13 protein-coding genes are annotated in these 13,045 nt (G+C 46.0%); 6 read left to right on the top strand and 7 right to left on the bottom strand.

Features of this window, described 5'->3' with window-relative positions; all coding sequences use genetic code 11:
* The first annotated feature begins 177 nt into the window (after positions 1-177).
* The gene (locus tag ACJJII_RS16330) at positions 178-495 is read left to right on the top strand and encodes an Mpo1-like protein (protein WP_444897123.1); all 318 of its coding nucleotides are present in this window, start codon (positions 178-180) and stop codon (positions 493-495) included.
* 5 nt (positions 496-500) lie between these two features.
* Here the strand turns inward: ACJJII_RS16330 and ACJJII_RS16325 are convergent, their stop codons facing one another.
* Positions 501-1,928, bottom strand: coding sequence for a TyrR/PhhR family helix-turn-helix DNA-binding protein (locus ACJJII_RS16325; protein WP_444916948.1), 1,428 nt, complete (start codon positions 1,926-1,928; stop codon positions 501-503).
* A gap of 196 nt (positions 1,929-2,124) precedes the next feature.
* Between ACJJII_RS16325 and phhA the strand changes: the two genes are divergently transcribed.
* The 3 genes from phhA (at position 2,125) to ACJJII_RS16310 (ending at position 4,933) form a co-directional block, all read left to right on the top strand.
* The gene (phhA, locus tag ACJJII_RS16320) at positions 2,125-2,928 is read left to right on the top strand and encodes a phenylalanine 4-monooxygenase (protein WP_444916947.1); all 804 of its coding nucleotides are present in this window, start codon (positions 2,125-2,127) and stop codon (positions 2,926-2,928) included.
* Positions 2,929-3,196: 268 nt separating this feature from the next.
* On the top strand, positions 3,197-3,667 hold the full coding sequence (locus tag ACJJII_RS16315) for an Lrp/AsnC family transcriptional regulator (protein ID WP_108733441.1): 471 nt from the start codon (positions 3,197-3,199) through the stop codon (positions 3,665-3,667).
* Between the two features lie 96 nt (positions 3,668-3,763).
* Positions 3,764-4,933, top strand: coding sequence for a cation:proton antiporter domain-containing protein (locus ACJJII_RS16310; protein ID WP_444897120.1), 1,170 nt, complete (start codon positions 3,764-3,766; stop codon positions 4,931-4,933).
* A gap of 69 nt (positions 4,934-5,002) precedes the next feature.
* Here the strand turns inward: ACJJII_RS16310 and ACJJII_RS16305 are convergent, their stop codons facing one another.
* The 3 genes from ACJJII_RS16305 to ACJJII_RS16295 form a co-directional block, all read right to left on the bottom strand.
* Positions 5,003-5,806 carry an amidohydrolase family protein gene (locus tag ACJJII_RS16305; protein WP_444916946.1) on the bottom strand — a complete coding sequence of 268 codons (804 nt, stop codon included), beginning with the start codon at positions 5,804-5,806 and terminating at the stop codon, positions 5,003-5,005.
* 128 nt (positions 5,807-5,934) lie between these two features.
* On the bottom strand, positions 5,935-6,582 hold the full coding sequence (gene lepB, locus ACJJII_RS16300) for a signal peptidase I (protein ID WP_444916945.1): 648 nt from the start codon (positions 6,580-6,582) through the stop codon (positions 5,935-5,937).
* Positions 6,583-6,793: 211 nt separating this feature from the next.
* Positions 6,794-7,705 carry a LysR substrate-binding domain-containing protein gene (locus ACJJII_RS16295; RefSeq protein WP_444916944.1) on the bottom strand — a complete coding sequence of 304 codons (912 nt, stop codon included), beginning with the start codon at positions 7,703-7,705 and terminating at the stop codon, positions 6,794-6,796.
* 119 nt (positions 7,706-7,824) lie between these two features.
* Between ACJJII_RS16295 and ACJJII_RS16290 the strand changes: the two genes are divergently transcribed.
* Entirely contained in the window at positions 7,825-8,511 is a 687-nt protein-coding gene (locus ACJJII_RS16290) for a sterol desaturase family protein (protein ID WP_444919297.1), read from the top strand.
* Here the strand turns inward: ACJJII_RS16290 and ACJJII_RS16285 are convergent.
* The gene (locus tag ACJJII_RS16285) at positions 8,458-8,754 is read right to left on the bottom strand and encodes a DUF885 family protein (RefSeq protein ID WP_444916943.1); all 297 of its coding nucleotides are present in this window, start codon (positions 8,752-8,754) and stop codon (positions 8,458-8,460) included. The genes ACJJII_RS16290 and ACJJII_RS16285 overlap by 54 nt on opposite strands.
* Between ACJJII_RS16285 and ACJJII_RS16280 the strand changes: the two genes are divergently transcribed.
* Complete coding sequence (locus ACJJII_RS16280; protein WP_444919280.1) at positions 8,740-8,946, top strand: IS3 family transposase; 207 nt, start codon at positions 8,740-8,742, stop codon at positions 8,944-8,946. The two genes, ACJJII_RS16285 and ACJJII_RS16280, sit on opposite strands and share 15 nt — an antisense overlap.
* A gap of 573 nt (positions 8,947-9,519) precedes the next feature.
* Here ACJJII_RS16280 and ACJJII_RS16275 read toward each other — a convergent pair.
* Both ACJJII_RS16275 and ACJJII_RS16270 read right to left on the bottom strand, forming a co-directional pair.
* Positions 9,520-10,158: a hypothetical protein gene (locus tag ACJJII_RS16275; RefSeq protein ID WP_444916942.1), complete on the bottom strand. Its 639-nt coding sequence runs from the start codon at positions 10,156-10,158 to the stop codon at positions 9,520-9,522.
* Positions 10,159-10,887: 729 nt separating this feature from the next.
* On the bottom strand, positions 10,888-12,852 hold the full coding sequence (locus ACJJII_RS16270) for an aconitate hydratase (protein ID WP_444916941.1): 1,965 nt from the start codon (positions 12,850-12,852) through the stop codon (positions 10,888-10,890).
* Positions 12,853-13,045: the final 193 nt, after the last annotated feature.

Below are 13,045 nucleotides of genomic sequence, written 5' to 3'. Positions count from 1 at the left end.
GTCTTAAACTTAGGAGTCTCTGAATAAACCCGCGATACGGCTAGCTTACGGAGCGATTCATAGTTAAGGCGCGACCTCGCAGCAATGCCTGGACCTTGCAAGAACTCGCAACGCAGAGATATTACGGTTTTGTTCAGCGGCTCCCCTGATTGTGCAATAAAAATAAGGAGGCACAGCATGGCCGCAATAGAAGCGCAAAAATTTGAATCTTTTCGCGAGTTTTATCCATTCTACTTACAGGAACATAGCAATCTCACCTGTCGTCGGCTGCACTTCTTTGGTACCAGTCTGGTGTTCGCGACAATAATTGCGGCTGTAGTAACTTCCAATATGCTGTGGCTAGCAGTTACTCCTGTCGCGGGCTACGGGTTTGCATGGATCGGGCACTTTTTCTTTGAAAACAACCGCCCGGCAACCTTTAAGTATCCGTTCTACAGTTTTATCGGGGACTTTGTTATGTTTAAAGATATGCTGATCGGACGAATCGAGCGCTAAACAAACTATTTTTTATTGGCCGACAAACCGTATTTCCGCAATTTGTTGGCCACAGCGGTATGAGAAATACCCAGCTCCTTAGCCAGCTCCCTGGTTGAGGAGTGACCTTTGATAATGTCCGCCAGCAACGCCCTCTCCAGCTGCTCCATCATTTCCTTATAGGTAAGTCCACGGCCCCAGTCCCGCCAGGGAAGTTCCGCCTTAACCATTAAATCCGGCACATCCGCACAACTGATCGACGCCGCCCCTCTAATCAAGCATTGACTGGATGCGGCCATTAAATAGTCCCTGAGGCCGTTGAAGTTATCCGGCCAGTCGTGGAGTTTGATCAACTCCATCACCTCGCTATCAAAATTGAGCTCACTAGCCTCTGGAGACTCCTGGCGCATTAAAGTACTAGCATAGCGCGGCAGAGCCGGTCGCATATTTCGCAACGGGGGCAAGGACATCGCTAACGACGAAAAGAGCTGCGCAAGTGGCGGCGCAATAGATTCCCTATCAATAGCGGTGGCCACCAATCTCAGCGATGCCGGCAAATTGCGGAGTTTTCTCAATAAATCAACTTGAGCTTCTGTTTTGAGAGTATGTAAATCCTCAAGAATCAAAGTACCCGTTCGACGAAGATGTGAAGGCAGTTGCATAGTCCCATCACGTGGGATAATTCGATAGCAATCAGCCCTTGAGGCCGACGGGGAGAGGTAATGCACCGCACAGGCAAACGTTGTCTTTCCTGTGCCCCGCTCACCCAGTATCAACAGAGGTGCACTGAGTTCAGATAAGTCCTGCAGCTGGAGGCAACTTCTTCGACGCAAATCAAAATCCCACAACACCATCGGTCTTGGCAGCTCAGTGACAAACTCACTGCTATCCCGAGGCTGTAAACGCAGTACCGCCCCAGCCAGTGAGTCAACCGCTCCGGGATTTCCCTCCAGAGTGATTGGGGACCAGTCCACACGAAAACTCTGCCCCCTTACCACCAGAGGCAGTCCGTAGCGAGGCACTGCAAAATCCCGCAGCAATTCTGCGACCTGCATAAGCGGCAGGAATCTCTGCAGCTGTAGACCAGGCACCTTGTCCAAGCTCACACCGAAGGCCCTTGCCGCTGCCAGATTGGCAGCGACCACCCTGCCCTCGCGATCCACACTAAGAACCGGATCAGTCACATGACTCAGCAAAGTGTCCAACTCGAAATGACGTCGCTCCAGGGGCAATAGAGAGATCCTCCGCACCCGCTTAACTCCAGGAACCTGGTGCAGGGACTTCTCGATAGTCTGGTATTGAGTGGCAAGCATCCCGGGCGCTATCAGATAAACCTTATCTCCACTGTCACCCCCGAGCTCACCAGAGGTCACATTTATCCGATATTTTCCGAAAATTTGCATAATTTCGTGCAAAATGCCGACACGATTTGCACAAGTAATCTCTACCCGCACAGCGTCACCTGTAAAGAAATGTTTACAGAAAGTGTAATTTGAACTCCCCGGAAGGCGCAATAGCTCGCCGCTACCCCTCCCCACCAAGGGCACGCCTGGCTAAAAATAGAGGTCGAAACATAACAACAACAGGTTCAGCGGCAGGTGCTGGGCACTGGGAATCAGCGAGAGCTACCGAGCCGCAGGAGAGACATTCATGAAGAAAGAAGCAAAGAAGGCAAGCAAGTACGTTGCCCGTGAGCCCAATGAAGACGGCTTTATCGAGTATACCGACCTTGAACACCAAACTTGGCAGCGTCTGATTGAACGCCAACTGGATGTCTTACCTGGCCGCGCCTGCGATGAATATATGCACGGCCTGGAGCTGTTGGACCTACCGAAAGACCGCATACCCCAGCTCGAGGAAATCTCCAGCGTGCTGCGCAGGGAAACTGGCTGGGAAGTCGCCCGGGTTCCCGCCCTTATCGGCTTCGAAACCTTTTTCGGTCTTCTAGCGGATCGCAAATTCCCAGTTGCTACCTTTATACGCACTCCCGATGAGTTTGATTATCTGCAAGAACCGGACATCTTCCACGAAATTTTTGGCCACTGCGCCATGCTCACCAACCCAGCATTTGCGAACTTCACGCAAAAATACGGACAACTGGGCCTTAAAGCCTCACCCAAAGAGCGCGCCTATTTAGCCCGCCTCTATTGGTTTACAGTGGAGTTCGGCCTGCTGAACACCGACGGTGGTTTGCGCATTTACGGTGGCGGCATTCTGTCTTCCCCGAAAGAGACACTCTACGCACTGAGTCACCAACCAGAGCGCTACGATTTAGACGCGGTTACCGCACTGCGCACCCCATATCGCATCGATATTGTTCAACCCATTTACTATGTTCTCAACAGCTTGCAACAGCTGCAGGAACTGACAGAAATTGACCTGATGGCCAAGGTCCGCGAGGCCATTGAGCTGGGACTATTCGAACCCCGCTTCCCGCCCAAAGACGCAGCCTGATCTGCATTCAAGATTGGGCGGCCAACTTCCGCCCAATCTCACCTCTGCTAAAAAGCTCCCCCAGAAGCGTTGCACATCTAGGGAAATTCCACTACCAGCACTCCCCCCCTGAGCCTATCGTATCTGCAGTAGGTGTGATGGTAGTTCGATGACTTTCATCCAATAGCCCCCACACCCACTCGCCCAAATACCGTTAGGGGTAGCCAGGGAGGCAATGCAATCAGCGCAAGGACACAAAACCCCTACCTTATAGGGAGCGCATAGCACTATGTCCTCACTTGACGCGATTGATAGAAAACTTCTTGCGATTCTGCAATCTGACGTCAGCCTTTCGATCGAGGAGCTGGCGGAGCGTGTGGGCCTGACAAAAACCCCATGCTGGCGCAGGGTGCAGAAACTGGAAAAGAGCGGCATCATTCGACGCAAAGTCGCCTTGCTTAATGCCGAGATTTTAGGACTTCCGGTCTCAGTGTTTGCCCAGGTTAAAACTGACCAGCACACACCGGAGTGGGCCGACAACTTTGCCGAACATATGGCACAGTTGCCAGAGGTAGTAGCTTGCTACCGTATGGCAGGCGACTACGATTACCTGTTGCGAGTGGTAGTTAGCGATATCACGGCCTATGACCGCTTTTACAAGGAGTTAATCCGGCATGTTGGCATTAGCGATATTGTCTCCAACTTTGCCTTGGAACAGATCAAAAGCACTACCGAGTTACCGATTCCATCCGGTGAGTAAAGTCTCAGCGCAACCACTTGGTAGGCACATAGACCTTTCAGCTGTTCGCACATCTATGGATAATGGTTAAATCTCGCTCACACACAAGGATGGCCTGTGGCGGACAGCTCCCTTTTCCAATCATTCTTCTTGATCTTTAGTGGCGCAGCAATTGTTGCCTCATTGGCTCTTTTTGGACGACAACCGCTTCTGGTAGCTTACATCGCTCTCGGTGTTTTACTCGGCCCATCCGGCTTTGCAGTAATCGATAACCTGCGACTTCTATCCGATATGTCCAGCGTCGGGATTATCTTCCTGCTCTTCCTGTTGGGTCTAGATATGCAGCCTCAAGCGCTGGTAGCTGTATTGCGCAAAGCTACATTTGTGGGGGTTGTAAGCTGTGCGATCTTCCTCGGCCTTGGCTTTGGCATAGGCTTGCTGTTTGGATTTACTACCGTTGAATCCTGGGTAATCGGCATGGCGCTGATGTTCTCTAGCACCATTATCGGTATCAAACTGCTTCCCACGACGGTACTTCACCACAAGCACTTGGGTGAACTTATGGTGGGACTTCTTCTTTTTCAGGACTTTGTGGCAATAGTCTGCCTAATGGTACTGCTGAGTGATAACACCGGTGATGAACAGATCTGGCAATTGGCTCTCTCCTTTGGATCGCTGCCACTGCTGATCCTTTTTGCCTGGCTAATAGTAAAATATATTTTATTGCCACTTTTTACCCGCTTTGACCGCTTCCACGAATACGTATTCTTAATGGCACTTGGATGGTGTATGGGAATGGCAGAGCTGGCAGAAGTTGTGGGCCTTTCAAGAGAGATCGGCGCATTTATTGGTGGTATCACGCTGGCAGCCAGCCGGATTTCACAGTACATTGCCCTCAGCCTTAAACCTCTGCGAGACTTCTTCCTGATCCTGTTCTTTTTCAGCCTCGGAGCACAATTCAAGCTGGCCATGCTGCCCGAAATTCTACTTCCTGCCCTGGTCACAGCCGCCGCAGTTCTGGTAATAAAACCCGTAGTATTTCACTTCCTGCTTGGAAATCGCAGTGAACACAAAGTACTCTCTTGGGATATTGGATTTCGACTTGGGCAAATTAGTGAATTTTCCCTGTTAATCGCCCTGCTCGCTTATACGCAAAACCTGATTGGCAGCGCAGCATCACATTTAATCCAGGCAACAGCGATTCTTACATTCCTGGTGTCGTCTTACATTGTGGTGATGAACTTTCCCAACCCCATTGCAATCAAGGATGAGTTGCGAAGAGACTAAACCTCTTAGCCTCTTCCAATAGAGCAGTTAAGTTAACCGCCAGAATCAACCACAGTGACAAACAGCCGATCAAAGCTTAAACACTCTCTCTGCATTTTTATACAAGAAGAGTTCCGCAACCTCATCATCCAACTCCAGAAGGTGCATTTCCTTTAAGCACATCTCTGGTGTCAGCATGGGATAATTAGTCCCGAACATCACCTTATTCTTACCGTGGGACTTGATAAATGAAACCAGCTCGCGGGGGTATCTTTTTGGCTTATAAGCAGAAGTATCTATGTAGATATTGGGAAACTTGGTCGCAAAAGCGATCATTTCATTGTGCCAAGGGTACCCAATATGGCCGCAGACAATCTTTAGGTCCGGAAAATCAAGAGCAATCCGCTCAATATGAACAGGACGGCCAGAATCAGAGCTGCGCAACGGCCCGGTAAGACCCACTTGCAAACAAACTGGTACATCCAGCTCAACACAAGCCGCATATAGCGGATAATACAAAGGGTGAGTACAAGGCAACTCCCAGAGCCACTGCACAATGCGCAGCCCTTTAAAGTCATGCTCCAAAACGTACTTGCGCAGGGTTTGCACAGCCTCTACTGGCTTTCGCAAGTCCACTGATGCCAGACCGCAAAACCTGTCAGGATGAGTTAAAGTAAGATCCAGTACTTCATCATTGCTAATCAAGGCCCCGCTCGGCCCATGCCAAGCAGAAATCAATGCCTTGGACACATCTGCCATATCCATAGCTGACAGGGTCCACTCAAGGGGCACTTCTTTAAAATCCTGCCCCATCCAACGCCTCAAAGTATCAAAGAAAGGTTCAGCAAGAAAACGCTCTGTAGGATGCTGGGCCCAAACATCAATCACTTTCATGTTAGCAACTCCCTGCTATTGCAATCCTTAACCGGGAAGGAGGAGCACTTATCCCTCCCTCTATTCTCTGGTAGCACAAGTATTACCAGTGAACAGCTGCACCCATTTAAAGAAATATCATTGACTACCTACTTGAGAGGCATCGCCACACTACTAAAGAAATCTCTTTCCTTAGAGAAGGAAAACGCTAAAGATGTAACTTTGCCCATAACCCTATCACGGTCAACCAAGCCCCAATATCTCGAATCCAAGCTATCGTTGCGATGATCTCCCATGACAAAGTACTTACCTTCAGGGATCTCAATAGTCTTCCCAATGTATGGCAATGTCTTATTACCACTAAGCTTGAACCGATGCTCCCTGCCATCAATGACTTCCCTACCCAGGATGTCCGAGCCCACCCCACTTTCCAGGTGATACTCAAGCTGAGCTCCATTAACAAACACATTCGCCCCTTCAATACGTAAGCTATCACCAGGGACGCCTATTACACGCTTCACATATAGTTGATCAGTGTGAGGTGGCAAAAAGGTAATAACATCTCCTCTGGAAGGATTCCCCCATTGAGCAACCTGCTTATTGAAGAAAAATAAAGTTGGCCCATAGCTCGTCTTATCTACCCACAAAAAATCACCAGGATGAATAGTAGGCTCCATAGACCCACTTGGTACTGGAGACCAATCGGCATACGCTGACTTGAAAAAGTACATAAGAAATAGAAACAATATTGCACTGCGGTTGTTTCTTACCGCACCCTTAAAACTAAACCCACTCATTCCCTAAACTCCTTTCCCAGGGCAACGCACCACTTACAACTGATCACTCAGAAATAACAGAACCTCTGAAAACTAAAAAATCAGCCTCTAGCTTTCATTAGGTGGGACATTATCCTTATCAGAACGTTCGAAAAGGATTACTCTATTTTCAGCACATCCGTACTAAAAAAGGGAGCCATAAATATCAAAGGGCACTCGTATTACACGGCATTTATAAACTCGGATAAAGCTCCAAAATCTTTTCCCTTAGCCAGCGATGAGCTGGATTTGTTGTCTGCGACTTATGCCAGGTGAGCTGAAGTACTACCTTTGGAAATGCCATTGGCAGCTTGAGCATACGTATGGGAAGCTCTTTATAATAGCTTGAAATCATCATTCTTGCTGGTACAACGCCAATTAAATCGGTTGTGCAAACCACATAGGGGAAAGACGAGAGGTGTGGGACTCGCAAACAAATATTACGCTGTAACTTTCTGGGCCTGGCTAGCCTTTCCATTGGAGAGCCCATAGGGTTTCCTCTTAATAGGGATACTTGTGGCAGCGATTGGAATTTTTTTTCACTGATTGTCTCACCCACATTTTTATTATGTTTGCTGACAATAATCACAAGCTCTTCTTCTGCGATAGGCTGGTTAACATAGCTGGGGGAATTGACAGGTAGGTAGTCAATGATTAGGTCTACTTCCCCATTACTCACCATTCTGGCTGTCATTTCTGACTCATCGGGGAGTACAGTAAGCCTTATGCCGGGTGCAAATTCTCGAAGCCATTTGCAGAAGCCGGGGATCATCAGAGTTTCCACCACATCGGGCATAACGATGGAGAATTCCTGCTCTGCTTTCCGGTAATCAAAAGACATTTGCTGGAAGCCTGAACGGACGGTGTTGAGTGCCTGGTGAATAGAGGGGTGCAGTACCAGTGCGCGTTCAGTGGGGCGCAATCCCTTAGCGGTCCGTATAAAAAGCTCATCTTCATAAGTAGCTCTCAACCGCTTGAGGGCAGCACTGACGGCCGGTTGGCTCATATGCAGTTTCACTGCGGCTCTGGTCAGGTTTCGTTCAATCATAAGTGCTTCAAAAACGGGAAGCAGATTTAAATCCAGTGATCTAAGATGCGTAGACATTATCAACCTGATGAATAATGCATTTAATAATTATTTATTAGACGATACATAATGTCCCTAATTATATTTATCGTCAACAGCATGAAAAACCGTAAATACTATAAAAAGTCAGGTGAAATATGTCGAACATGCATGATACGGCGGCTTTCAGAGAGCAATATAGAGCCTATGCCCATAGCCGCTATAGTGGCTGGCTCCATTTAGGGAGTATTCTACTGATCAGCCTAATCGGTGCTATTTACTGTATTTTTCAAATAAGTGAGCTGAGGGCGCATGAACTGCTAATAATTCCACTGGGAATTCTTGCTTACAACGCTGTAGAGTATGCCGCCCATCGCTGGTCTGGGCATAATAAGTTGAGATTTACCAAACTGTTTTACAAGAGGCATACTGGCGATCACCACAGTTTCTTTTCTGCACCATTGCTGTCTTTTGAATCAACTCGTGATTGGCGTATAGTGCTGTTTCCAATCTATCTAACAGCTGTTATCACTTTTTTTCTGGCTCCACTTTGTGGTTTTTTTCTATCCTGGGTGGCTTCAGGTAATATGGGATATATCACAGCGGCAACCATGATATTAAATCACCTGGCTTATGAGCTAATGCATATCGGTTATCACCAACCCAAGAGTCACTGGTTTCATAAAGTGCCAGTATTTCGTGAGTTAGCCCACTTACACAGAATTCACCATCACCGTAAACTAATGAAAATTAATAATTTCAATTTAACTTTTCCGCTATTCGACCTTTTATTAGGCACTTTCTATTGGGAGCCGCAGGATTCCTTTGACGATTTTCGCGACTGATAGTTTGTAGATTACTTGTACCTTATTACGCACTAGGTTCTGCCTTTGATCTTGATTTTCTTCCTGTAATCTTGCCAGCATTAACTCTCGGATAATTGGCACTGGCGCATTACCAAAACTTAGAAACTCCTCATGGAAGGCCTTGAGATCAAAATTTTTCCCAATTCTTCGTTTGGTTTCCTCACACAGAGAGAGAATATCTGAGTAACTAGCAAAATAGCTGGCTAGCTGTACCTGGCTCAAGGTGGCCAGCCGCAACCTGTCTTCAGCTCACTTAAAGTAGAAGCAATTCATGGTAACCATTTTCCCACAAGGTGCCCCATGAGAGAAACCGTATTTGAGTATATGGAGCTAGACTACAATCGAAATCGCCTGCACAGCGCCAATGGCTCTCTCCTAAACCCTGAGGCGTCTTATGAACAACTAGTCACTTAGTAGTGTGTCCGTTGTCGATGGGTAGGATCAAACATATCCTCTGGAAGGGCTCTCCCATTGAGCAACCTGCTTATTGAAGGAAAATAAAGTTGGCCCATAGCTCGTCTCATCTACCCACAAAAAGTCACCAGGATGAATAGTAGGTTACATAGACCCAACTGGTACTGGAGACTAATCAGCATACGCTGACTTGAAAAAGTACATAAGAAATAGAAACAGTATCATACTGCGGTTGTTTCTTACTGCACCCTTAAAATTTCATTAGTTATGAAATAATTTCAGCAAAACGTTCGAAACGCATAAATATATCTGTTTAATAACGGTACCACTTGGAGAGGACACCTAGAGTTTAACCTCTTAAGATCGCCCCTCCAAACCAATGATAGAGACTGATGAATCTAGCCATACGGCATAGAACTATCTAGCAAGCTGTTCCAGCTATAGATCTCGCGCGTATCTCACGCACATAGAAAAGCTGACTACACTAAATTCGAGGAAAACAGGCTTCATTACTCAATTGCATATTTCCAACCAAAGCTCAAAACAATCACCATTAAGATAAAACAATAATATCTAGTTGGGTAACTTTATTTCCCTGATTATTTTATTTACAGAATCAACCTTCTCTATCAGGGATAACATTTTATTCCCAGAAGAACTCTTATTCTTCAGGTAGTTAAAACTCTTCTTGACCGGAGGTGGCTCACTCAAAGGGGTAGAACCTTTCTGCGGCAAGGGAATGGATACGGGATTATCTACAGGAATAGGATCACTCACAGAACCCTGGCTCAAAGGCGCTGCTTTATCCATAGATGCAGGGAAATCAAGATAATCAATATCGTGATCTTGCGCGGCAACTGAACAGTCAATTTCAAGACTAACACTTCGATCCAAATTAGCAAGAGGATCATCCAATGGAATTGCTGCAGGAACTGCCGGACTTATGAAGCTCAACCTATTTTGTAGCATTTCAGCCTCTGATCGGATGGATGCTATCCTCTGCTCCATGATTGACTCAAACTGAGAAAACCTTTCCTTTTGATGAGCAATTTCTAACTGTAGGACTTTGATCTCTTTTTTATGTATTAGATTGGAAATCATCCAGGATAGCGCAACCCCACCGCTTAGCAATGCAAAATAAATACCTGCGATATACTCCCAATTATTAACAACACTCTTACCTATAAATGTTATTAACTCCTCATCTGTCACGTATAGCGCTCCATATCTACACAATTCTTTATTAGGCATGGTAAAGTGGGGGGGGTATTCAGCTCATCGTTTATTGAACCAACACGTTCCACAATTTTTCCAACCCTGCCCGAGGTACAACAAAATGCACCTTTCACTAGCTAAATCTAACTATATCAAACCCCAAAGGCTATGCAATCCTTTGGTAAAATCTATTTCCGCACGTTAATTCATTAGCTTACAGTATTAAACCAACCTTTCACTACTGCAGCATCCCCAGCTGTACAATTCAGATTTAGATTTATTTACTCACAACCTTTGCCAACCATCCCCTAACACTGTTGATTATTCCAGCCAAAACTATGAAATCAGGCACCCAAATCTTATCCTATCCCAAAACTGATGATCACCATCTAAATCACACACAAAAAGAGTATCGCAATTTTAAGCAAAACCATAACTAACTTACAGGTATTTAACCGACCTTCAAGGTTTACCTCTACTTCATACTCTCTCTTCATCTTCAGTCAATACATACAACAATTAGCATACACCGACCTAGCAAAATGTAAAAGAATATAAATTGGAGATAAAGCCTAAGATACATTTTTAATAGCAATCAAGCCCGCACACTCAAACCAGACCATCAGCTTAGCTCAAACTGCCAATCTAGAACAACATTCCCCAATCGCATGCTGTAAATATAACTTCATTACAAGCCAAACTATATTTTAATTCACGCACGTACTTTTAATAAGAACCCATTTCTTCCAGAGACCGGCTAAACAACCCCTTAATATAGTTGATGCGGCCTCCAAATTTAATTATTTCAATTTCTTCTTGAGAAAGGTCATTTTCCAACCAAATCTTAATACCTTTAGTCACATTTCTCAGCTCTAGTATCTTGTTACCCCCTGTACAGCTTGAGAGATCATAAAATTGAAGTTGATCATCTTTACTAAAGGCGTCAAAATCGCTTGGATTACAAAATGTTAAAATGAGAATTCCGTGGTCAATAAGATTCTTGCGATAGAGTCCAGCTACACTTTTGGCTATGACGCAGCGCACTCCCAAGTATCGCAGTGTAATTGAGGCATGCTCCCGGCTCGACCCATGACCTAAACTGTTGCCGGCAATAAGAAATATATCCTCCTTGGTGCTCAAAGCCCGCTGATAAAAAGATTCATCTACATTTGAAAAAGCAAAGCGGCTTAACTCTGGGACATTTGACCAATAAGGCAAAGCATCCGCACCTCCGGGAATAATATCATCGGTTGAGACATTATCCTCCAGCTTTAAAAGAGCTGGGCCTTCGATCACACTTAACATTTTTTCCAGAACTGGCAAAGGCTTGATGTTGGGGCCCTTTCTCACCTCAACTTTCACTGGTATTTCCTGCGGTGGCTCCAATAGTGATCGCATATCCATTAGATGTTCAGGCTCTTCAAATACCGGATAATCCATGTCTAAATTTCTGGGGTCAGTTATTTTTCCTTTCAGGGCGCTGGCCGTCGCAGTCTCTGGGCTGCATAAATAGACGCTATCTTCTTTAGTTCCCGAACGCCCAGGGAAATTTCTCGGCACAGTTCTAAGACTATTGTGCCCGCTAGCTGGGGCTTGCCCCACACCGATACAGCCACCACAGCCGGTTTCATGCAAGTAAGCCCCTGCACCAAGTAGTTTTTCAAGGTCACCATTATGAGTCAGCTCATGAAGTAGTTGGCGCGACGCGGGATTAATATCTAAAGAAATCTCGTGCGGTACAAAGAGACCATTTACCATCCGGGCGGGAATAGAAAAATCACGCAACCCAGGGTTAGCCGAAGAGCCGATATAGCTCTGAGAAACTGGCCTACCCTCAACTTCACGAACTTTAACAACCTTATCCGGCCGCGAGGGGCAAGCGATCATTGGTTCAATTTTCGATAGATCTAAAGTTGCAACCTCATCATAGGTTGCATCCTTATCGGCAAGCAACTCGACAAAGTCGTTCTCGCGCGACTGCTGCCGCAAGAAAAGCCTCACTTGATCATCAGCAGGAAAGACACTTGTTACGGCCCCCATTTCCTGCCCCATATTGGCGATTACGTGACGATCCATTGCTGTAAGGTTTGCCAATCCAGGGCCGTGATATTCAACAATCTTGTTCCAGCAACCTCTCAATGTATATCTACGTACAAGCTCCAAAATAACATCTTTAGCGCTTACCCATGGCTGTAGCTCCCCCTCTAAACGCACCCCCAAAATAGTTGGCATTACCAGAGAAAGCGGAAATCCCATCATTGCAAGCGCAACCTCAATTCCTCCGGCTCCTATTCCTAACATACCTAACGAGCCCGCAGCACATGAGTGGCTATCCCCACCCAAAAGGGTTTTACCGGGGATACCAAAACAAGCCATATGGACAGGATGACTAATACCATTTCCTGGTCGCGAGTACCATATCCCGTAGTTTCGACAGGAACTTTGCAGGAACACATGGTCATCGCCATTCTTATGGTCTGCCCTCAATACATTGTGATCCACATACTGAGCACAGATTTCTGCTTTCACCTGCCTCGCCCCCAAAGCTTCTAGCTCCAACATCACTAACGTGCCGGTGGCATCCTCACTGAGGACTTGGTCAATTTTAAGCTCGATAACACTTTGGGGAGCCATATTCCCTTTGACCAAATGACTTTCAATTAACTTTCTAGTTACGTTTAGGCCTGTCATTAAGTTACACTAACGAACACTAATACTTACCCACCTAGACAACTTATTGGCCTAGCAATTCTGTTTTCGTTATCGATATAACTAGAAATAACGTATTAGTATAAATAAATATCCATTAGAATAATTAAATATATTTACAAGCCCAAATCAAAGAAATTATTTTTATCTAAAACATGCAGACCCAACAGCTTTC

The organism is Microbulbifer maximicatervae (SeqCode), from assembly GCF_052467825.1.
Note: the sequence above shows the minus strand (reverse complement) of the source record. Positions and strands in the feature narration are given on the sequence as shown.